The organism is Parabacteroides sp. AF14-59 (genome assembly GCF_003479515.1).
GTDB classification, from domain to species: domain Bacteria; phylum Bacteroidota; class Bacteroidia; order Bacteroidales; family Tannerellaceae; genus Parabacteroides; species Parabacteroides faecis.
Map to the genome: position 1 here is coordinate 62,692 of NZ_QUHH01000018.1, position 25,208 is coordinate 87,899.

Sequence of the window (25,208 nt, forward strand, 5' to 3'; positions counted from 1 at the left end):
AAAGATAGGGATTTAGAATTGAAAATGGAGAATTGAAAATTGAAAATTGTTAACGAGGGAAATCAAAACTACTTTTTCCCCTTGATATTCTTCCTCTGATTTTCAATTCTCCATTTCCTGTTTTCAATTAACCGTCAGTGTTTCCCCTTCCGTATGAGAAATGAATTCGGGAGCGTACAGACATTGGATTGTACTGATTCCTCCGGCATATTCACCGGTGCGGGAAACGTAAACCGGATATTCGATCACGAAGGTTCCGGCCGGTAAACGGTTGAAAAAGAAATTTTCGGAAACATCTGTCGGTGACTGGTAATAAGCCACTCCGTCTCTGAACTTTGTTCCGGAGACCTGGCTGGCAGGTTCGAAACAACCGGCTCGCAGGTCTTTCAGGAAGACATAATCCATTTCACGGTCGGTACGAATGGTCAGGCGTACGACCACCTTGTCACCCGGCTGGAGTTTTCCGTTCTCCACCGGAGTGATCTGCAGACCGTTACCGCTGTTGCTTTCAATGAATAATTTCTTTTCAACGTTGAGTACACCTGTCTGTTTTTCTACTTTGTCGATGTTTTCAAAGTATTGTTCATAGACAGCTCCCCAGGCAGGTGCATTTCCTTCCTTCCGAATGGAAATGGAATTTCTTTCGGATGAAATTTCTTTTTCATCCAGTACAACCTTCAGATAACCTGTTGCTGTTTCTCCTTCGGCAGTACTGTATGTTTTATCGCCCCAGGTAACGGTGCAGGTATTGTTATCGTTCAGCCAGTCACTTCCGGTCAGTACCAATGCGTAGATGGCATTCAGCGTAGCAGGAACAGATTCCCAGTTTTGGGTACGTTTCTGGTTCAGCAACCATTGTTTCATACGGTCGGTGTCTTTGGAATCGGGTGATAATGTATTGAATACCTTCATCAGTAAACAATGTGTTTCGATCGGAGAGATGAAATAGTTATTTCCTCTCCGGTTGTTAGCCCAATACATACCCTGTTCGGTTGTAGTGGTTGCTGTTTTACGCAACCAGGCCAGGATGGTATTTGCGACCTCTTTTTTACCGTTGCGGTACATTAGCAGAGCTATTTCTCCCTTTCCGTAGAGTGATTGTTCGTTCCAGGTCTTTTCGGCCTGTGCCGTGTAGAAACGGATCGCTTCACGGGCATCTCCCAATTCTGGAATATCGCGGTAAGAGCTACGGACGTACAGGAATTCCAGTTGCAAAGCGTTCGGCACGCTGCTCTGCCATTTCTTGTTGTTCTTTTGCAAGGACTCATAGTCGGATTGCATCTGTTTGTCCAGATATTTAAGAGCCTTCATCTGCATTTCTTTCTCCTGTTGTCCGTATTGTACGGCACTCATCTCGACCAGTTGAGACATTCCTTTCAGGATGGAAAGCGTGATCTCCCGGCTTGCCGGGAAACCTTTGAACCAACTCCATCCGCCGTCTTCGTTCTGTAGTTTCAACAGTTGTTGCAATGCTACTTCACGTTGCTGGGCGGCACGGTTCATGTCGAACAGGAGTGACAGACGTTGTTTCTGTTCCGTTTCATTTTCTGCAGCCAATACCCATGGTGTTTCTTCCAATAGGATATTCTTCAGTTCCTGGTTTTTCTGCAGGTTTGAATACAGCGTGGAGGCTGTTCCGCCTTGTGCTTTCCATTGGCTGATCACTTTTTGAATGCGCGGATTGGCTGTGGCAATATAATTAGCCAGCGTATTGCTGTAATAGGAGGCAAACCAGGAAATAATGTTATCGTTTGCCGGTTGTGTAAGCATCGGTAATGCCTGTACGGCGTACCATATCGGATTACCGGTCAACTCCAGTGTCATTCTGAACGGGTTACGGCTGCCTGTTGCTTTTGATCCGGACAGGCGGATTTGTTTTTCCCCGTTTTCCATCAGATAGAACGGAGTACTTTCCGTTACCAGTATCTGGTTGGACAGAACCGGGATCAGATGTTGTTCCCCGTCACTTCCTGATTCGGAATCAGCTACGATACGGCAACCGATCAGATTGGTTGTCTCCGGTACGCGGAAGGTCCATGAGGCGGTCGTAATACTGTCGGCAGACAATGTGAACGGTCTCTGCGATTTGGTCAGGCAGATAACCGGCTGGTTTGTGGCAGGATCGAACAACTCGAGGCTGACACGTCCGGAGATGGATGCCTTGGAATTGTTGATCACCTGCGTACTGACAGATACTTCATCTCCCTGCCGCATGAAGCGGGGTAGGTTCGGAACGACCATCAACGGTTTACTGCTGATTACTTCTTTTGTCAGCAGGCCGTATTTCATATCTACCGTATTGGCCAATGCCTGGAATTTCCAGGTTGTATTGCTTTCCGGCAATGTGAACTGTACCATGACGTCTCCTTCTTCATTGGTCAGTAATGACGGATAGAAGAAGGCTGTTTCGTTGAAGTTTTCACGTACCGGGAGTTGAGGCTGCGCTTGTACGGGTTTCGCTTCCGCTTTGTCCCATGCAGCGTCAGATAAACTGAATAGCATTTCGCCGGATTCTTCAACTTCATCGTCTACGATGTTTGCATTTCCGGTAATGGAGGCTGCGTCATTACTTCTGTAGCCGACAACTTGTGCCTCGGCGGCCATTGGGGCGGCTGCCGACTTCATCATTATACCTGATCCGTAAGCTCTCTGCTGTCTGTAACTCAATACACCCTGCCAGTCCAGGCGGTCATACTGATAGTCCGGAACTGAAATGAAGTCAGGTTCTCCTGCTTTGTACGACGATTTATCGTCCAGGCTGATGCCATTGTTGAATACCGGGGCATTCAGGTAAATGGACCTTTGCGGGTCGAAGTTCCATTTGAATGTGCCGTACGGCAATATCTTATCCAGGGAAGCATCATACATACTGGCAAGCATTTCTGCCATAGCTGGTACGGAGTCGGCATCCTGTATTCTGAATTTCCATGTTTCCCGGTTGCCGGGCAACAGGCGGTCACGGAAAGTGATCGGTTTGATCGTTAACCGGAGATCAGGTTGCTGACGCTTTATCTCTGACTGGGTTCTGTATAACTTACCTTTTTTGATAAAGGTAAAAGTTGCCACGATACCATCTCCGTAACTTTCATTGAATGGGATACGGAAGAGGTGGTTCTCGTTACTCAATACTACATACTTACGTGAGAGACATTGACCGTTCCGGAATAATTCGTATAGTACATGCGCATCCTTATCGGAAGTGCCGAACAGTATCTTTGCCTCCTCACCCGGCAGGCAACTGGTCTTCTCGTTCAGCAACCAGACATGCTTGAATACCGGCGGCTTTTTGTCGCGCAAGCTATACAGGATGAAATCCTGCTCTGTTGTTGCCGGACGTCCTTTCGAGTCTTTTGCTTCTATCTTGATGCGGTAACGTCCGGATTCCAGTTTCCGGAATACATCTCTATCTATCTGCTTGCCGGAGGTGAAATTTCCGCTGGTAACCTGTTTCCCGACTTTGTAATCTAGGAATTCATAATCGGAATATGTTTCCTTGTTCTCATCTTGCAGTTTGTTTATTGTGTAAGTACCATCTAGCGTAACCTGTTCTCTGTTCAGGGTTTGGGCAGAGATGACAACATCTGCCGAATCTTTATCGAACTCTCCTTGAATATTGGTTGTCAGGATAATACTTGTTTTTCCGACTGTTATTGTCGAACTTGCTTCTTGAGTTTCTCCATTGCTGTCGGTCAATATAACCGAGATCAGGTAGGGTTGGTAGTTTCCGGATTCTTCCGTTCGGAAGTCGAATGAGAATGTGCCGTCACTGTTCACTGTTGTTCGGCCTTCCGCCACCTGTTCGTATGAATTATTGATGGGGAAGTAACCGCGCAATAACAGAGGCTGCTTGGTGATTCGATAGGTCACTTCACCGCTTTGCAGCGAAACGCCCGAGAATGTTTCAGCTTTTCCCCGGATGGTTACCAGGTCGCCGAAAGATATTTCACCTTTGACGGGAAGTATATTTACCAGGAATGTCGGACGTTTATATTCTTCGACACGGATATTCGTACTGGCATAATCGGTAGATAGCGTGAATGTGCCGTTCAGTGTTTGCTGCGGTAAGGTAAATTCACCGTTGAAAGAGCCGAACTTATTTGTCTTGAATTCTTTGGTCGCCACTTCTTTCCAGTTGGCATCCCGAAGGATTACTTTGAACGTCTCGCCTTCAAGAGCGTGAGGTTTGCTTGTTTCGTTTGTATATGCAATACCTTTGAAATAAAGGGTTTGTCCCGGACGGTAAAGTCCGCGGTCTGTGAATAAAGCCAGTTGCGGGCGGGTGGTCCGGTTGACTTGCCGTTCCCCGTTCGGATAAACCATTGTCAACATTGTTTGGGCATCTCCCTGGCGGCTCACCCGGTAAGCCATCAGGTCACCTTTGCGTGAGAATACGGCGATACCGTCTTTATCCGTTTTTACGGTTCCTTGCTGTTGCATTTCACGGCGTTTGCCTGAATAATAAGTAACAGTGGCGTCAGTTACCGGTTTTCCGCTTAAATAGTCGGTGACCAATACTTCCGTATTCCCATTTTGTATGTTGCGTGAGATGGATGCCAGGCGGCTGACTTCAAACAGATTGTTTGTTTTTATATTGCTTTCCGGTACGGTAATGATGCATTCATATAATCCTATTTGATCCATCGGGATCACAAGGCTGGTATCCAGCTGCGTATACGTATTGGGAGCCGTTAAGGAGAATGTCACTTCTTTAACCAGTGCTCCGGGCTTGTTGGCGGTATCTCTGTCGTTATAAAAAAGGGTCTGTTGCGGAGTTTTCAGACTTTTGTATATACGGGCGGTGATCTGCGGGATGTTCCGGAAATTCAATTTGAGTGTCAGGTCTTTTCCCGGATATACGGTATTGGCCGTATTTACCTGTAAGATTGGATTTTGCATATCTGCCAGCCTGTTTTTGATCAGGCCTATCCGTTCGTAATTGGGAAAACGGGCGATTGTCTCTTTACAAAGTTTATATTCGATAGTTCTCACGGAATCCATATTAATACCGGCTGTGAACCCGAACAATCCGCTGTTCAGCTTGGCTTCGATAATTTCTACGGAATAGTCTTTGTTTCCGTAAATAGCCAGCAGGCTATCCAGCGAAGCGCTATATTCTTCTCTTGCTTTTTCCGAATAGCGGGAAGTGTATTGGAAGCGCAGATAATCCAGATTGGCGAGCATAGCTGCTTTTTTGTCCGGCAGTGTATTCAGATACGTGATAAGTTCTTTATATATATCGGTGGAAGGAGCGATATCCAGTGCCCGGAATGCGAGAAAATCATATAATGTAGGGCGTAGGACAGGCGTGTCCTTTCCGGTTTCCAGAATAGCATCGAATGCCGAGACCGGTGTATCCTGTAATAGCTTGGCTGGTTCGAGTGAAGCAGTCAGTTCTTCTTTTATCTTTTGAGTGAAAAGATTGGAAGTCCATTCGCGGATATCTTCCGGGACATAACCTGCCAGGTCGGTACGTTGGCTGATCTTCCAGCGGTTCATGGTATAATAATGATTATACATTTCGGCAATCATCGAATGGAGTACGGCTGTCGAGGCGGGATCTTTGCATCCGGCAGCATAGTTTTCTACTTCCTTGATCAGTTCCGGGAAATCATCTTCATTCACGTCCAGCTGTTCTTTCATCCGGCTGATCAATGTTTTGATCAGTTGCGGTGTATTCTTACCTTGAATGGCTTCGGTAATCATTTTGCTTTCATTTTTCGATTGTGCCGCTGTTGTATACATGATAGCTGCTGACAAACAGCAGAGTATCAATGCGGAAACAATAATAGCTTTTATCTTCATATCTGTAATGGGTTTACATGTTAAACAACGTTCTTTGCTATATAGATACAAAGAAAGGGTAAAAAGATGTAAACCTATTGTTAATAAGGTGTAATAATAGAGACTGTCAGGTAGAGGTTAAAAAAAGAACATGGATTCATATAGTACAATGCATATTATCAAAGATTATGCTACTATATGAATCCATGAACCCGAAATACGGGATAAAATTATTTTTTACGGACGTAAGTCAGGAAAGTATATGGATAAGCATGTTTAGCGTCGGCAGGAAATTCCTGGCGTTCCACTTCTTCCCACGTATCCCAGTTTACGACAGGGAAAAATGTGTCGGCATCCTTAAACTCTCCATGTACGCGTGTGATGTACATCCTGTCTGCGATGCGTAATGCCTGGCGGTAAACCAAAGCGCCGCCGAGGATGAATATTTCATCTTCTTTTTCGCAGATATCCAATGCAGCGCCCATTGATTCGCAGGCAAAGCAGTTTACAAAACCTGCTTCCGGCAAGGTTGTCAGGACTACATTCTTCCGGTTGGGAAGCGGTCCTTTGGGCAGAGATTCGAACGTTTTACGTCCCATGATCACGGCGTGGCCAGTGGTCAAATCTTTGAAACGTCTCATATCGGCAGGCAGACGCCATAACAACTTGTTGTTTTTACCAATCGCGTTGTTCTCTGCAATTGCGGCAATGATTGAAATTGTACTCATAAACTTATCGATTTATTAGTCATGTTTATATTCCGAATTAAATAAGTATCACCGTTTATACGGCCACTTCTCCTTTTATATGGGGATGCGGGTCATAACCGGTCAGGTTGAAATCTTCGTATTTGAAATCGAAGATGCTTTTTACATCCGGATTAATCTCCATCCGGGGGAGAGGACGCGGTTCGCGGGTAAGCTGTAGTTTTACCTGTTCAATGTGATTGCTGTAAATATGGGCATCGCCCAGCGTATGAACGAAATCTCCGGCTTTCAGTCCTGTAACCTGTGCCATCATCTGCAATAGCAGTGCGTAAGAAGCTATATTGAAAGGTACACCCAGGAATATGTCGGCACTGCGCTGATACAATTGCAGGCTCAGGCGTCCGTTCGCCACATAAAACTGAAAAAATGCGTGACACGGAGGAAGGTTCATGTTTTCAAGGTCACCCACATTCCAGGCACTGACAATGATCCGTCGGGAATCCGGATTATGTTTGATCGTTTCGACTGCTTCACTGATCTGATCGATGGAACCTCCTTTGTAATCCGGCCACGAGCGCCATTGGAACCCATAGATATGTCCCAGGTTTCCGTCAGGATCCGCCCATTCGTTCCAGATACGCACGCCATGTTCCTGTAAATACTTCGCATTGGTATCTCCCTGCAGGAACCAGAGCAGTTCGTATATGATCGACTTCAGATGCAGCTTCTTCGTTGTAAGCAGAGGAAATCCCTCTTCCATATTGAATCGCATTTGATGGCCGAAAACACTTTGTGTACCGGTCCCGGTACGGTCTTCCTTCCTGACGCCTTCGGCTAATACGCGATCCAGCAATTCTAAGTATTGTTTCATTTTTATCTCTCTAGTAGCTTACAAAAATACGAAAGGGATTTGTATTAAACAACAGGTAAGTTTTAAAATGGAGTTTTCCCTGTTTACAAATTGTAAAAAGATATGCGTCTTTGAATATCTAAATGATACGTTAAAAAATATTAGTCGCTAGGGTAATTCAATTTATACGGCATACTAATCTGATTTACCCGGTATAGTAGTGACAAAATGATAATCGGGGAGTGGAGAACACGTGTGAGTACTACATTTATATAAAAGCTGAAAATTTTTAATTATGCAGTTTGGAAGTATGGATAATTTTGGATATATATTTATTAATATTAAAGTACACGTACGTTAGTTTTATGGTCTTCCAACCCTTGGGAGTTTAATGCAAAATGCTTATTTAATAAATGATCTGAATTCTTTGGATGGGATGAATTACAAGGGGTAAAGTCTGATTCTCAATGACTAAAAAAAACGTTCCTTTTTTTCTTGCAGCAAAAATACGCATTCCTTTTGAACCTGCAATTCTTTTCAGAACTTTTTTCACTTTTCTATCTGCTTTCTTATCAGTACGATACGAAAACAGGGACAAAATACCCGCTTCCTGTTACAAAAGTAAAAGAATCCTAAACGCATGACTAGAAAAAAGGAACGTTTAAACTCGTCAAATCGGTAATCGACGGGTAAAAAAGATGCCCTGATACAGGCATTTAGCAGTTCCCCTAAAATGCTTTTTCTTGTGTCCTACGGGGTTAGGTAGCTGAAATGAGCTAAATGAGAGAGATTTTATCGAAATGATTATAGATTATAATTTTATTAATTAAATGTTTTACGTATGAGAAAAAGTACTTTGGTAAAAGGCGGGTCGGCCGCTCTTTTATGTGCTATGGCTTTTTATGGCTTGTCTCCGATGCTGAATGCAGCAGACCCGGACTATGCCAATATTAAGGCTGAGTGGTATAAGAACGTGAACAATGTCGCTCAATGGGAAGACGAAGGTGGTCTGGTAACACCGGCTATGATGAAAGTTGTTGACCGAGTGAATGTTCACGATCATTGGGCTGCGACTTCAACTTCTTATAGAAACTATGAGTCGTTGATCGATTTCACAAAAATGAATGCCGGTGTAATGAATGGCGTATTTGCAACATTCTTTAACCTGGATCCGACAAGTGGTAATTACCAAAAACCGTTTACCGGTAAATATCTGGAAATGGATTATTCGCAGATTCAGAATCATGAAATCATGAATACTGCTGAATATATGAAATTTACAGATGAGAGCGGTAATACAGGTTTGGGTATCTATCAAAACCAGAATGCCAGTGCACGTGTGGACTTCGTGTATAGCACAAAAGGTCTGACAGGTGTTGAAAGCGTTGAATTGGATGTTCGTGCTTTCGGTAATACCAGTTTGGTAAACCGTATGATAGATTGGACATTTGATGTATATGTGTACAATCTGGATGGTTCGTATGTAAATCAAATGGTAAGCGATCGTGCAATCTTTACTGCAAAGAATCATACGATTGGCGAAAGACATCTTACACATGTGAAGGCTAGCGTTTCTGATGCTGATAACCAGAATCCTAGTTCATGGCAGCAGGGGTCTCTTGACAACAAGCTTATTATTGTTATGTTGAGAGGTTCTAAATCTGTAGAAGATCCTGATACTGATACAGGTTCTTCAGATATTGAACCATTAACAGTATTTTCTAATGCAAGATTGGCATTTACTCGCCCAGGTGTAGCTTTCGGTGATGCAAATGCTAAATTGTTTGAAGCTGGTGCCGGACGTAATACATCTTGCGCTCCTGATACATTGGTAACAAATGTTGAGTATTGGAATACATTGTATAAAGAAAATTACAACAAGACTAATAACGTATATACAGACAAGTTCTCTAGTGCATTCCGCGATGGTCTTTATGGAGCAGATCAGGATGCAGCTCCAAAAGAAGAACTGGCTTACTACGAATTGAACGTTGAATATCCGTTTATCGCTGATATGATGGAAATTTCAAAAGAGACTAAACTGACTGAAGTTGACAGTTGGGTTTCTTTGGATCAGATGTTTGATGACGGTAAGATCGGTAGAATAGGTACACCGGGTGTAGATAAGAAAGTTACTTATTTCATTCCGCGTGAATATTTCGTTCAGACAGATGCTACTGACGATCGCGATTGCAAATCAAGCGCTCGTTTCACTTATTACTTCGCTCCGCAGGAAGTAAAAGCATTTGAAAAGTCTAACTATATCTGGTCTACTATCACAGCTGAAGCTTCAGATACAGCTCGTTATGCTCTTCAGGCTACTTCTGTTCCTGAATATAACGAACTGAATGATTTGCACTTCGATGAATATCTGGATTATAAGACTGCAGAGGTTAGTTTCAAGAACTTACCTTATTTCAACTCGGTAATTGGTCGCACAGACAATTATACAATGCCGGAATATGCGTTTGGTGGTTTCACTTTGGAAAATCGTACAAAGGCTCCGAAGCATTCAACAGGTCGTTATGATGATGACGTGAACATCAAGGGATGGAAGATCGTCTTTATCAATGATGATAATAAGAAAGACTCTACATATTATTGTGGACGTTATTTACCGATGTCTCTTACCGGATATAGCTATACGGATTGGAAGACATGGTTAGAAGAAAATGGTTGTCCGGAATGCTGCATGGAAGACGGACCAAAAGAAATTGGTAATTATGCAAATGTAGATGTTATCGATTGTGACGGTAATATCAACAAGAATATTGTTAGTATCAACGCTATCTTCAAATATCACCGTGGTGATGTAAACATCGGTGATGATGAGTCTAAATATGTAAATGAAACATATACATTGGCTCCGCGCCTGGTTTACGATGCTTCTGTAGCAAGATACGATGCAAATGAAGATGTATTGGATAAGACAACTTATACTTATTCCGGTCAGAATCTGATGGATAAAGTTGGTGGTGCTGTTTACACAGGTCCGATCAAGATCTTCGGTAACAATACATTCGTATGGTTCCAGGATACTGACCAGTCTCTGTTAAGCCACGCTATGGGTGTAATGAGTTCTGAATTACTGAAATACTTCGAAAAGATCGATCGTAAAGACTTCTTCTTCGCTCCGTATGACGAATGGGATAACTACAAATATGAGTCAAGACCTCATACAATTAAGATCTTTGCAACAGGTTTGAAACCAGATGTAGAAGGTGGAACAGTTGCTTCGATCAAAGTTTTCAAAGAACAATTCTCTAAGACTGAAAATGTCGACGATGCTGTTTACCATACAAATGCATTCGTATTCACTGGTGAAAGCCTTGACTTTGCGAAAGTATATGTGAAGAAAGGTTCTCAGGAAAAACCGATCGAAGAATATGCAGGTGCTACATTCGGTAAGTTTATCGGTATGAGCGTTGGTGATACTTTGGTTTATAAGGTTGACCTGGATAACGATTATGCTGTACAGTACGTAGAAGAAAACGGTCTTGATATGACTGTTAAATATGTTCCTTACAATGACGTGAACCTGGTTCCGATTGTTGCTGAAAGCTGGAACGAATGCTTCCAAGGTACTCCTAACGTATTCAACCATGTAGCTCAGTTTGGTGCGACAACATCCAACAAGAAAGGCTGGAATGAATTCTATACATTCGGTACAACAGACAGAGGTTTGGTTACTACTATGAACGCTGATAAGATTATCGGTTCTTACACAAGTTTCTATTCATTCCTGACTCAGCAGTTCGGTTCTTGCAACACTTGCGGTGGCGGTAATACTCCGGCAAACTTGAGTAGTATCGGTAGCTCGGAAGACAATTGGGTTCCTGCTGCTAACCTGATCTATAACGAAATGTTCCGTAAGGATTACAAGACTCGTTATGTAAATACTTGCTATCCGGTACGCGACGGTCAGTTCATCATCGCTGGTTTGAACATCGTTGATCCGGTTGATATGGAAATATTCTCCAACAAGAAGGGTGCATTCGATTATGAAGTAACTGTATTGGGCGACCTGAATGGTGAAGCTTATGGTAAAGTAGATACAGTAGGTAACATGGTTCAGATTTCTCCGAACAAGTACGGTGAAGTATTGGCTCTTGTTTCTGCTAAGTTCGATCCGAAAGATCGCGACGGTATTGCAATGACTATTGATACAATTACAAGCGGTTCTGAAAAGGGTATGTGGGCTCGTTACTATGCGAAGGACTCTATCCGTCTGGCTCCGCAACAGCATGGTGCTGATGTTGAAAAGTACAACCGCGTATACTTCTTCGATTTGGATGATTACAAACATAACCTGACTTTCAACGACGAAAGATGGGCACACTTCGGTATTTGGGCTCCTTACGGGATCAATGTGAACGATACGTTGACAGCTGGTATCAAGGGTGACGTGAAAGTTCCTGAAGTATGGTTCAGCTCGGATGCTGCAGGTAAGAACAAGATCAATGCATTCCAGTTCGGTGTTGTCAATGGTGGTGCTTCTAAAGATTCTGTATTCTATATCCAGGGTCGTGACCTGCCTCATTACGGTACTACTGTAAATGATACAGATCCTAAGGTAGAACAGGAAATCAACTTGTTGAGCGCTTCTGACTTGTTCACATTCGGAACAAATAAAGCTAAAGAAGTGAAACTATTCATCCGTGAGAAATCCATGGAACTGGCTGGTACGGTAGAAGATGCTCCTTATATCTATACAGGTGCTGCAGGCGAACTGGTTAAGAATGTTCTTCGTGGTGACGTAGCTGCTCAGATCGCTGTTCGTGCAACTCCGAATGTAGAAGATCTGTGTGACGTAGAAAATGCACTGTCTCTGGCAGCTGTATGCGACGTTCAGCAGAATCTGCCGCTGGCATTCACTGCCGGTCTTGAAATGCCGTATATCAAAGATATGGAACCGGGTGACGTTGGTGGTAGCGATGCTCGCATCAAATGGACAGCAACTCCGGGTGCTCAGTACTATCAGGTAGCTGTAGGTCGCTTCACTCCGAAGTTCACTTCAGAAGATGTATTCATGTCTGAAGTACGTGCTGACGATGCAAGCAAGACTATCTGGGTTGAATTGTTCAACGCAACAGGCGATGTTATCCACCGTGATAATAAAGTTAACTACTGGTTGGAAGTAACTAAAGAATATACTGATGCTGCAGGTAAACCTCAGAAAGAGATAACTAAGGTAAGTGTAGACAACTTCGAACTGCAAGGTAATACGCAACCGATCGACAGAAACTGGGGTTATGCTCCGATTGCCCACCAGATGGACAACATGGAACTGACTACAGACATCACGAAACCGGTTAAATATACTATCCGCCTGATGGAAGGATTCCAGACTGACGAACACCAGATCGACATTTATCTGTTCGATACTCCTGCAACATGGATGGTAAGAAAGCCGGTTCAGGGTATGCCTATCAACGGTGGTGAGTTCAACACTGGTGACTGGAGAACTGAAGTAGGTTCATTGCCTACAGCTTATTACGAATGGCAGGATGATGTCAACTTCGACGGTGAAGAATCGTTCAAAGTTACTGCAGCATCCACATCGATAGCTGTTCATAACCTGATCCCGCAGACAGCTTACACTGCACGTGTACGTGCATTCAATGAGTGTGTAGGTGGTGAGGAAATGATTCCGTCGGAAGACTTCTATGACTTCGCTACATCTAAGACTGCTACCTCTACGGGTGACATCTACTTCGATGAAGCAGAAGAACATAATCCGGTTTCTAACGAATCTATCAATACAACTGACGTAACAGTTCTGGGTGGCCAGGGTAAGGTAACGATCCTGAATGCTACTAACAAGAAAGTTGTTATCAGCAATGTATTGGGTCAGACTATTGCTAACACGACCATCACTTCTGACAATGTTACATTCAACGCTCCTTCCGGAATCGTGGTTGTAGCTCTTGAAGACGGAACAATTGTGAAAGCAGTCGTTAAGTAAAAGAATGAATAACTATTGATATAAAGAAGTTTATAATCAATAATTTAATTTCTAATAGCCGCGTGGAGGATGTAGAGGCGTTGCTTGCAACGTCTCTACCTGACGCCAACTAACCTGCGAAGGCGAAAATGCGGGTATTAATACTAAAGTAATGAAATATAAATTCTTCCGCCTTAGCTCTGTGAAGAATGAAAGCGGATACAAACCCTGGCGGAGTTTCTTTTGTCAGGGTTTGTATTATTTTAATTGACTTGATTATAAGCACTTACTATCTATTGATTGAAGTATAAACAAAATAAAATAATGGCGTATGAAAAAAGTATACTTGATCGATGTGAGTAGGCGACTACTTATATTCGTGCTTCTGTTGGGAGGGTATATTACACAGGCGATTGCAGCAGACATTTATGTCCCCGTGAAAGATGTCTTGTCTTATTATGAAGGAACCAGTGAGGCAAATGCAGAACAGCTAAAATCCCATATCCAAAGTTTAATACAGGATGTCGTAGACCAGAGTGGCGAATCGGCAACTGTTTCAGATGTCACCATCAGAGGTGGCGGAAGTACACAAACCGGCGATCTGGTTGCCGGCAGTTATAATTATACCTTTAATATAACCGCATCTTCCGGAACATTCGACTTTTTCCGGGCGATCGACCAGAATCCTATAACTCCCAACCGGGTCGATGGACCTACAGGAGGGGCTGTGACTGTTACCGTGCCTTTGGCGATCGAGATCAAAGCTCGTCAGGCTGTCGGTAATTTGAAGTTCCCGGCTAACTGGGGAAATTATGTGTATGGTACATCTGTCAGCGACCTGCATACCAAAATACAGGTGCTCGATATGCCCGGAGTTTCATTTTATGATGCTTCGGTTTTTCTGGTTAAAGACGGTGCTTCTGTCCAATATACCGGAAGTAACCTGCTGGAGGCCGGAAAGTATGACGTGGTCGTGACATTTCCACCGACCGGTCAGTTCGCTTATGAACCGGCTTTGGCCAATTGTACAAAGCAAGAGACCGGTTCTTATATTTCTACAAAACAATTGGTTGTAAAAGAGAAACCTATCGATAATACGGTATTCCCCGTATTTGCCGAAAAGGTGGGAGGACTGGGAGAACTGGATCCGGCTTCCAATATCAATCTGAACCGGATCAAAAGACTGATCACAAACAATATCAGTTCTTCGGATGATTTTATTTCCGAAATAAAAGTGTATTCAAACAGTAATTTCACCAATGAAGTGACCTCTGGTCCGTTATCTCCTGGTGCCGTATATAGTTACCGTGTGGTGCTGTTGCCTAATTATGGTGAAGGAAGTAATGTTTCTGCCGGTGTAGGCGGAGCCAGTATTTCTCTGAACACTGCACAGTGGAGTTACGATATTGCCAATGCAATTGCCATAGGAAAGAATACGCTGCCGGTTAAATTACCGGATTTCCTATCGAGTCCGATCCGCATCGGTGATTATAACGACAACACAGCAGTGGCAACGATGCTGAAAAGACTGATCCAGGATATTAATCCGGATATGGTAGATCAGGGGCTTGTTCCTCAGATAGAAGTAACCGGAGGTACAGTTTCATCCGGCATGGGCGATAATACCCAACTCGGATATAAAGTGACGGTTCAGGGTGATTTGTCCCAGACTAATCTGAATTTTGTTACGAATGGAAATGTGTCGAGTGCCAATCTGGTGGTGAATGGAAATGTTTGTACATTTAATAATTCACTGTTGTTTGTAACGACATTGCCTACTACTCACTCTTTGGCTTATCCGGGCAACTATCAGATCAATTACGAAAAAGATATGCTTCCGAATGCGGTCATCCGTCGTATCAAGAGCGACTTGCTGGTACGCAATGCAGGTGCCCTGGGGAACGAAACATTCAGTGTGCGTCTGATCAATAATGATCTGAGCAATAAGAATGCGATCGCAGAAACAGACGATTCGTTCGGTTATAAGATCATTATCACTAAGAGTGCGACACTGCAGGAAATCGAAACTCCTGCAAATCCACGTATCAATGTTGTGAATAAAGAAACGACTATTGAAATAACTTATTCAAGAAGCATCGCTATCGTTCCTCGTCCGACTATCGATTTCACATTCGGTGAATATACCGTTCAATATGTGAAGGATATGACTCGTGAGCAGATTGCAGAAAAGGTACGCGAATATATCTATCTGGCTAATCCGTTTGTGGCCGAGTATATAGCGAATGTACAGATCACTAATACCCGTATCAGGGAAAATATGGGAACAGCAACATATCGCGTGACGTTAAGCTCCGGTCTGGATGTTCTCTTCTCAGAGGTATTTGTGAACGGGCAGCAGTATAATTCAACGACATTCGAAGGTACTGTAAATATTACTCCGCGTCCGATCGCAAAAGTGAAACTTTACAAGTATGAGTTCAAGAAAGAAGGTGCTTCCAATGATATGATCGAGAAAGCGATCCTGGCTGACCTGCTTTTGAAGAATCCGGATATGAAGGGAGCTTATATCTCCAGTCTGACGTTAGTTCCGACAATGAGTAGAGACGTTTATTCTTATACGGTTGTATTCAGTCCGAATGATAATATACAGAAGATAGAGTTTACAAATGAAGATGGCGGTATTGTTATCCCGATAGAACTCTTTGGTTATACAACAGCTACTTATGCCCGTTCGGTACGGTTAACGGACAACGGTCAGTCGCTGGCGGAATATCCGTTGCCGGTCAATGTGCAACTGCCATTGTGGGAACGTCCGTTCGGAGAGACTGCCGATGAATATGCGGAAGCTTTATTGAATGATTTCAGACTGACTCCGGGTGCGGAACGTGTTACTGTTCCTAACCTGAATAACTGGGGTGTGAAGGCTTACCTGATCAACAACGAAACTTCTACAGGAAATCTTCCGGTACGCATTGCCGGTGAAAGCTATCCGCAGGTTTCCGACCTGTATGGTTATGAAGTGGTTGCTGGTGCCAATACGCAATTCTCAGAGTATTATACATTAAATTATACGGCTCCGTCCAGTATCCATCTGACAGTGAACGGTAATGACGCGATCGCGAAACTGGCTCTCCGTATCGTGAAGGCCAAACGTACACTCACTTTACCGCAGGTCGACGTGACTTACAAGGATATCAACACGAAAGTCGCTCTACTGGATTCTGTGAAGAAAGCAGTTCTGGAAGATCCCGCCAATCAGGAATTCTTCGAACTGGTGGCTAAGACCGGTGTTAAGCCGTTGAAGAGCTTCACTGTAGCAATCAATAATATGCTAGAAGAAGGTACGGTTCCGGTCAATACATATACTTATTCGGTTATATTCGTTCAGAAAGTGACGGATAATATTGAAATAAGTGAAACAGGAGCTAAGACTCTGGTCGTGAACAAAGCTCCGGTAGAGTTCGTATTCCCGACCGATATTTTCTACCGTTACGGAAAGCGTAAGGTGGCCATCGAAGCCGATATCCTTAGCCAGTTCCTGGCTGCAAACGAAGGTCTGTTGAGCAGCTATGGTTGTTTCGAAAATCCGGCAGATTTGTTCCAGGTTATGCTGACTACCGCTGATTGTACGGCTGAAGCAACCGAAACAATGCCTAAAAACGGTGACTACGGCTATATGGTGAAGGTTCTTGATCCGGCCTTGTTGCCGAACTTCCTGCTTGTCGATCAGTTTGGTAGTGATTTCCACAATGTACAGAACTCTGTACAGATCGGCCAGCGTAAACTGACGATCACTTTGCCTACTTATCTGGCTGCAACAGCCGAAGAAGGAAGTGCTGCGAAAGCTGCATTTACTTTCGGTAAAGCGACAAAAGCACAGATCGTTCAGCAGATTTACGATGATATCGTTGCTTTGAACGGTAGCAAGATCAAGAGCGATTATACATTGGTTGTTGATTTGATTACAACAAAGGCACAGCTGGATAAACAGAATCCTGTGATCGGTGATTATAGTTATACGATTGACCTTACATCCGCAGATTATACATTCGTTTATGAAATAGAAGGTGCAGAAGTGGATGAAACGGATGAGGTAACTGTAGTTAACGCAGTGAAAGTGATTGCTCCGGGTGTCGTAATAACATTCAACGAAGAACAATTAAAAGGTGTTTGGAGTATTGTCAATGCGGCTCCTGTATATGAGCTGGCAGATTTGGCATTGGTGGCTGATGATTATGGATTCGGTTTTGTTTCTTTGAAAGAAGATCCGGAAAATCCGACGGCTGCGATGACTAAGGAACGCTGGAATGCTTTGTTCAAAAACAACAAACTGCATTGGGCGTTGTATCGTAACAATAAACTTCAGTTCCATGGTAATACCTTAAACAGTGTATTGGTCGATTCTATCAGGAATAATGTAACACAGGGTACTTACAAGCTTCGTATCATAGATGCTTCTACCTTGAAGGCGGCTATCGGAAACTTCGAGATCCAGTTGGATACAGATCTGGCGACTTTGAAAGTGACTCCGGCTACCGTAGAGATAAAAGCAGGTAAAGAGGTTTATACGAAAGTATATGGTACGGAAGTAACAAAAGATACCGACCTGAGTACTAAGTTAACATTCGTGGCAGAACCGAAGTTGAATAAAGCGAAATTGTTAGCCGAAAAGAATGTGATCGATTTGTTCGAAACAATCCTGCCGGTCGACGAAAATGTCTATAAAGCAGAAGCGGCGGTAGGTGATTATCAGATCCGTGCAGTAGATGCGATGGTGAAAGATATGTTGACCCCGGTTGTCGGTGTTAAGTTCGCCGCAAGTGAAACAGAAGCCAAAGTAACGGTGACTCCGGCTCCGTTGGCAGCTGAAGATTTGATTTTAACCATCTCGGTAACCCGTGAATATGGTGAAGATGCAACCGATGCAGACGTATATGCTGATGTGGCAGGCGACCTGTCCGATACATTCCGTGCAGAGATACTAGAGTTGTTGAACGGTGAAAAGGTAAACCGTACGAGCTGGCTGGATTTGTCCGGTGTTAATAAGAAGACAGACGTAGGAACATACGAACTGCGCTTTACTTCTTCGGCTGTTGCTCAGATCGCAGCGTTGCTTCCGAACTTCAATATATCGGGTGCTACTCTTGTGAATGCTGGACTGACAGTGACGAAAGCACCGTTGATCGTTCGCGCATGCAGTTACAACCGTGCATACGGTGCAGGTAATCCTGAACTTGAAATCGAATATATCGGTTTGAAGAATAACGAATATGAAAACCTGGCTGATGTATTCTCGGTAATGCCGAAAGTGGCAACAGATGCTAAATCTGATTCACGTGGTTCTTATGATATCTACTTCACGGTAGAAGGAGAAGCCCGTAACTATGCAGTGACTCACGAAAACGGTGTATTGTCGATCGATAAGATCCGTCGTACGATCATCTGGCCGGAAGATCAGCGCAATCTGGTGATCCCGGTAGGTGAAACAGTAGAGTTGTCTGCTTATCTGAAATCGGAAGCTGACGGTAAACCGTCTATCTACGATATCCGTTATGAGTTGTCAGGCAACGATCGCGAACGCGTGATCCTGTCTGAAGTATCGAGAGGTGTTTATGCTGTAACCGGAAATGTACGTACGGAAGGTGACAACTTTGTAACCATTACCGTATTTGCCGACGGCGACGATACATATGAAGAGTCGATCCCTGTAACGGGTACTATCAAAGTGGTTGCTCCGGAAGGAGATGCCGCTAAGGTGAATGTGATCGTTTCTAACGTAACCAGCATTTACGACGGTTCTCCGAGAGCTGTTAGCGTGAAGGTGACAGATGTGGAAACCGGCGAAGCTGTGAAAGATTTCAGTATCTATTACGAAGGTGACCAGTTGGGATCGGTTCCGACCTATTATCCTTCTACACAGGATGCTCCGGTGGATGCAGGTGTATATACCGTAACGGTAAAAGCTACGCTTGGTTCGGTTACTTATTCTTACACAGCTAAGAACAAGATGGTGATCGCTCCGAAGCCGGTTGTTGTAACAGCCCGTAACTTCGATATAAAGTATGGTGATGCAATGCCTGCTTATGCAAATGCTTACGATTATAACAAGAATGACTTCCTGAATGGTGAAGACTTCAAGGTCGGCCAGGCTCCGGTGGTTCGCCTCGTAGCATACAGCGGTAAGGCTGGTTCGTATAAGCTGACTCCGTATTCTGCACAGGACTTCGGTGGCAACTATGTGATCACGTATGTATCCGGTCTGTTGAATGTAAGCAAAGCTGCCGTGACTATCCAGGCCGATAATAAAGAGTCTGTTTACGGTAAAGAACTGGAAGAACTGACTTATACTGCTACAGGTTTCGTGAAAGGTGAAACGTTGAAAGACCTCGGTTTTGCTCCGCGTATCAGTTCTACTATAACAAGAACATCTGATGCGGGAACTTATCCGATCACATTCTCTGATAATTATACATCCGATAACTACGAAGTTTCTTATATAGACGGCAAGTACAATCTGCTGGCTGCTTCGCAGAAAATCAGTTGGAGCCCTGAAAGCGTAATAGACGTAGAAGGCGGCGACGTGATCCTTACAGCGACTGCTTCAAGTAAACTTCCGGTTACATTCAATTCGTCTAACGACGCTGTTGCTTATGTGAACCAGATTGGAGACGCATGGATCCTGACTCCGGTTACTTCCGGTACGGTAACGGTTACAGCTATGCAGCATGGTAACAAGAACTATAACGCTGCTGAACCTGTGGTAGTAACCTTCTTGGTAGACGATGAATATCTGTCTGTCGATAATGAAAAGATCACAGTAACTGATCATATCGAAGTTTATCCGAGACTGTTTACTCACTCTGTGACAGTTGCTGCTCCGTCTGAGATCAAACAAGTAGAATTACTATTGATGAACGGAACGGTGCAGAAAGTTATTCGCAAACCGGGATCTGTTATTGATCTGTCATCATTTGGATCAGGTATTTATCTGCTCAATGTGACATTGGAAGACGGAACATTCAAATCTGTGAAGATCATTAAGAAGTAACCTGTAAAACTAATTTAGTATGAAGAAATATATTAAATCAATATTAACATCGAGGAAGCAGCTTATGCTGCTTCCCCTGATGCTCGTTTCAGGCGGTATCATGCAGGCACAGACAGCTGTTCCTGATACTATATATGTGAGTTTCAATGCCAATACACCGTTAGCGATGACCTATGGTCAGGAACTGGGAACGGTGGCAGGAGGTATTAGCGGAACCAGTTTCAACTACTTCTATGTGAATGGAGATGGAAGTGTACATGGTAATATCGGAGAAGGAGTTACGTTTAAAGCTCCGACGCAGGCTCTTGATGTCCTGAAGTTTTCAGCAACGCCGACAGTTAGCGGCGGGGAAACGCTGGGTTTTGTTGCGAATAATCTGACCGGTTATTTTCAATATGCAAATTCAAGCAATGTCGTGTTCTTCGTCAGTAACCGGGAAGGTGCATTTACAAGTATGCCTCTTACGGTGAATCCCGCTGAGTTGAATATTGCGGCTAAGGATACCAGCCGTTTCTATGGAGATGAGAATCCGGTAACGCCCTGGTCCACCAAAGACTTTGTGTTCGACGGATTTGTAAATGGAGATACGGAAGCCATTTTCACCAATTCACAGGTGAATGTGTTGCCGACTGTCTCTTATTCTGCTGCCGATAAAAGTTCGGCTCCCGGAACTTATGTGATCGAACTGACCGGTGGTCAGGCGGCCAACTATTCACTGAATTTGCTGGTTTGGTCTGATACCTGGCAGGAAGGCAGAGGTTTGCTGACTGTTAACAAAGCTCCTCTTACACTGGCTGTGCCCGACAGTGTCCGTTTATACGATGACGCTAATATCGGAACTATTCCGGCTGGCGAACTTGTTATAACGGCTGGCGAGTTGAAGAATGAGCAGACTCTGGAAGGCTTGTTTGAAGGGGATAATCTGGCTGTCGTTCATACGGCTGTTTCAGCTGCGGTAAATAAACCTAAAAGCGATGTTGGTACATACAGCTATGAGCTGACGGAAGCTGCGACCACTCAGGTTACATGGAGATTGTCTAATTATGATATCCAGGCAATTGCTGCCGGAAAGTATGAAGTGAGGAAAGATACGATCACCATTACGGTCTTTGATGCGTATCAGGCAGTAACTATAGATGCTAAATCTGTCAATGTCATGCAGAAAATCTATGGTGAAGCGAATCCGGACGGATACTTCTGGCTGAAAAAGAGAGCGGAGAAACCTGCTGTGACAGCTCCTTCCTATGCTTTCTCTAAAGCTGCTGAGGCGGTGAATTATATTTCTGCAACGGCTGAAGGCGATAAAGGTTTCAAGGTTGCTCCACTTGCCGGATATTACGATTACGAAGGTAAGAAAGCGACTGAAAAGACAGAGGTGAATCTGAAACGTGAAAAGCCGAATCAGAAAGAGGACAGCCTGTATGTTGCCAAAGTGGATAATATCGACAAGGTTTCTTCTCTGAACTATGCGTTCAAGACTGTCGACGGTTCATTCCTGATCAACCAGCGTCAACTGGCTATCTGGAAAGTGATCGTAGACCGCGTATACGGTGAAGCCGATAAGGACACGACCTGGACATTCGAACCGAACGATGCCGACAAGAAACGTGGTCTGGCTATCTTTGATGCCAAATATCAGACAACAAGTACTCCTGACGATATTATCGACTTTATGCCGAAAGTAGTCGTTAAGCCGGTTGCCGCCGATAACACCCTGCATGCTGGTTCTTATAACGATACTTTGCAGATTAAGGTAGTTACGGAAGACAAGTCTGTTCAACCTCCGTTCGTGGCGAAAGATCGTAATTATAAGTTACTTATGAATACATTGGTTCCGGGTACTAAAACGAACGACAGCGTTCGTCTGGAAGTGGCGAAAGCACCGCTGATCATCCGTCTGGATACGATCAAGAGAGCTTATGCTTCGGCCGATCCTGCATTTAACAAAGCAGAGGTTCAGAAAGAATTCATTTCTTATGAAGGTTTCAAACTGGACGAATCGGCGAACAATCTGGATTCAACGGCGACGGTAACTGTCGGTAACCGTATCAAGAACCTGGTTATCAATAACCGTCCGGAAGGTATCCTGCCGGTAGGCACATACGAACTGACGGGTATTACCGCTATTAATGAGGAAAATCCGAATTATGAAATTACAATTGTAGGAAAAGCCCGTTATCAGGTTTATCCGGATAACAGCTATGTCATGGTTTGGACTCCGATACAGAACGAATTGATCGTAGGTGACCTTGTACGGTTGAATGCTGTAGTAAAACAGGGGGCGACTGTAATTGCCGAAGGTTCTCAGATCACTTACGAATCTTCCAATCCGGCTCTGATCCAGGTTGAAAAGGTAGAAAGTATCTGGTATCTGCGTGCAAAAGACCTGACCGGTGACGAAGGTGTTACAATCACTGCCCGTTACAATGCGGAATCCGGACAGGAGGAAGCTCTGAAATCGGAAGTTTTTAAAGTAGTACGTCTGAAGAACGAAGCTGATTACAATGTCGTTCTGGGCAATATGGTATTCGATTACGACGGTACGCCGAAAGCAGCCGATGTACAATTGACAGACCTGAAAGGTATCACGACATATAATCCGATCATTACTTACGATGGCGATCCTGATCTGCCGGTTGAAGCGGGTATCTATAACATCTCTATCTTTGTGAAACATAATGGTTCCGACCTGCTTGTCCGCAAGGAAAAGATGCAGATCAAACCGCGCGAAGTATATGTGAAGCCGAAAGATGCGTTGATCTCTTATGGTGAAGAGTTACCGGCAACATTCGAATATACTTATTCCGGATTTATCGGCAGCGACGATTTCAGGGCAGCAACTGCTCCTGTTGTAAAAGTCGCCGGTACGATTACCGGAGCCGGTAACTATACATTATATATAGAAGGCGGTGATCCGGGTACAAACTATACAGTAGTAGGAGGTACGGGAACACTTACCGTTTCGAAAGCCATGCTGACTATCAAGGCGGGCACGGTCAATATTGTTTACGGTGATGAAATTCCTGAACTGACACCTGCATACGAAGGTTTTGTCGGTAGTGATAATCCGGATGTATTGAACTTCCTGTATACTGTGAAGACGAATGTGAAACCTATCAATGCCGGTACTTACGACCTGATTATCGACTGTCTGAGTTCAGATGAAGATAATTATGCCGTTACTTTGGTGCCCGGAAAACTGACAATAGCCAAAGCGGCTGCCGGTCTTCAGTATTCTGTAGAATCGACAACTGTCATGGTGGGTGATTCTGTTCTGTTGTATGCAAGTTGCGAATCTCCGGCTAAGATCTCTTATGCTGCCGAATCGATCCAGATTGCAGGTTTACGTGAACATGCGGAAGGTGTACATGTGATCGGTAAGAGTGAAGGCATAAGTAAGGTTTACATCACTATACCGGAGTCGACCAACCATCTGGCACATCGCGATTCTGTAATCTTCAATGTGAAACTAGGTTCAGTAGGCAATGAATCTATCACTTTGCAGGGTGTCGGTCTGTATCCTACGATCGTAGAGTATAATGCGACAGTTGTATCTGAAACTCCGGTGGAAGCGATCTATGTAGTCGATGCAGCCGGTAAGCTCCAGAAACTTATTAAGAATCCGGAACAGGTGATCGACCTGAGCCAGTTGCGTAGCGGTTATTACCTGGTACGTATCGTTTTAACAAATGGCGAAGCGAAGACGGTTCGGATCATAAAGAAGTAGTTTTGTATTAGTGACATATGTCTTTTCACAGGCGAATGCAGATTCACCGGTAAAGAGATAATATAGATAAAAAGAGAAGCCTTCCGGATGAATATTCGGAGGGCTTTTATATATTTGTAGTATAAATCACTATAAAACAAAGTATTATGAGGAAAAATCTACTAAGGCTTTTATGTTGTATTTTGATTATTAACAGCTCTGCGTTTTGTTGCTATCTCAGCGCTCAATCCATTCCGAATGGTGATTTCTCCGCAGAGTGGGAGACTGGTTATAATGGAGTCGGTAAGCAGCCGGCCGGATGGAAAGCTTCGAATGTCAGTCAGATGGGGGTAAAGAAAGAATTGGTAACCCGTAGTTCTGATGGTTCTGTTCTGTTAACCAATCAGTTCGTCGGTTTGTTCGGGATGGGCTCGAATGCGCCGGCTTATATCTCTTTAGGTACTCCGTGGGTATATGCCAATATCTCGGATATCTCCAAAAGTGACGGAGGTACGACGGGAGGAATAGAATTTACCCATCGTCCGGATTCGATAGTCGGCGTGTTCAAACGTAAAGCAGTGTCGGAAGAGACTGCCTGGATTGTTCTTTATCTGTGGAAAGGAACAGTCGTATCTTCCAGTCCTGATGATAAAGAATTGATCGACAACGAGAAAGATGTGCTGGCGGAGAACGGTTCCGTTACCCTGATCGGTAAAGCCGAATATGAAATAAAGGGCGAGCTGTCCGACTGGACACGTATTTCTGTGCCGATCGATTATTATTCTGATGAGATACCCGAAAAGATGAATATAACACTTTCGGGAGCAGATTACCGTAACCGTAGTAAGATAAAAGAGAATAACACCCTGTCGGTACAGCGTGTTGATCTGGTATATAAAGATCCGGTATCGACGGAGAAAATTAGTTTGCCTGCCGGTAGTCTGTCTATTGTGGATAATATCTTGTATTTGGACGGCAATTACAATAACCTGGCAGTCTACGCAATGGATGGAAAACTGGTCTTTCACTCTCGTCATCCGGGAGAAACAGTCTCCTTGTCATCTCTTTCTATGGGTGTCTATACCTTGAGAATCGAAGGAAGAGAGGGAATGCAAACGATGAAGTTCCGGATTCGTTAAAAGATATTATTATTCGGTGTAGGGAGGATATTCTGGTTAGAATGGTGTATATTTGCCCCATATCCAACAAAC

At 43.9% G+C, this 25,208-nt stretch carries 7 protein-coding genes; 4 read left to right on the forward strand and 3 right to left on the reverse strand.

From position 1 onward, the window contains the following. Window positions 1-123 precede the first annotated feature (123 nt). The 3 genes from DWW23_RS18120 to DWW23_RS18130 all read right to left on the reverse strand — a co-directional run bounded on the left by DWW23_RS18120 (window position 124) and on the right by DWW23_RS18130 (window position 7,359). A complete protein-coding gene (locus DWW23_RS18120; RefSeq protein WP_122354803.1) occupies window positions 124-5,802 on the reverse strand; it encodes an alpha-2-macroglobulin in 5,679 nt (1,892 codons plus the stop codon). Between the two features lie 209 nt (window positions 5,803-6,011). Continuing rightward, window positions 6,012-6,509: a dihydrofolate reductase gene (locus DWW23_RS18125; RefSeq protein WP_122354805.1), complete on the reverse strand. Its 498-nt coding sequence runs from the start codon at window positions 6,507-6,509 to the stop codon at window positions 6,012-6,014. A 55-nt stretch (window positions 6,510-6,564) separates the two neighbouring features. Continuing rightward, complete coding sequence (locus DWW23_RS18130) at window positions 6,565-7,359, reverse strand: thymidylate synthase (RefSeq protein WP_122354807.1); 795 nt, start codon at window positions 7,357-7,359, stop codon at window positions 6,565-6,567. Window positions 7,360-8,179: 820 nt separating this feature from the next. On the opposite strand from DWW23_RS18130, the gene DWW23_RS18135 reads away from it, so the two are divergent. The 4 genes from DWW23_RS18135 to DWW23_RS18150 all read left to right on the forward strand — a co-directional run bounded on the left by DWW23_RS18135 (window position 8,180) and on the right by DWW23_RS18150 (window position 25,136). Continuing rightward, window positions 8,180-13,303, forward strand: a complete 5,124-nt coding sequence (locus tag DWW23_RS18135; protein WP_122354809.1) for a DUF6383 domain-containing protein — start codon at window positions 8,180-8,182, stop codon at window positions 13,301-13,303. Window positions 13,304-13,613: 310 nt separating this feature from the next. Then, window positions 13,614-20,291 carry an MBG domain-containing protein gene (locus tag DWW23_RS18140; RefSeq protein WP_122354811.1) on the forward strand — a complete coding sequence of 2,226 codons (6,678 nt, stop codon included), beginning with the start codon at window positions 13,614-13,616 and terminating at the stop codon, window positions 20,289-20,291. Between the two features lie 19 nt (window positions 20,292-20,310). After that, window positions 20,311-24,018, forward strand: coding sequence for an MBG domain-containing protein (locus DWW23_RS18145; RefSeq protein ID WP_122354813.1), 3,708 nt, complete (start codon window positions 20,311-20,313; stop codon window positions 24,016-24,018). Window positions 24,019-24,164: 146 nt separating this feature from the next. Further along, window positions 24,165-25,136 carry a T9SS type A sorting domain-containing protein gene (locus tag DWW23_RS18150; protein WP_122354815.1) on the forward strand — a complete coding sequence of 324 codons (972 nt, stop codon included), beginning with the start codon at window positions 24,165-24,167 and terminating at the stop codon, window positions 25,134-25,136. The last annotated feature ends 72 nt before the right edge of the window (window positions 25,137-25,208 follow it).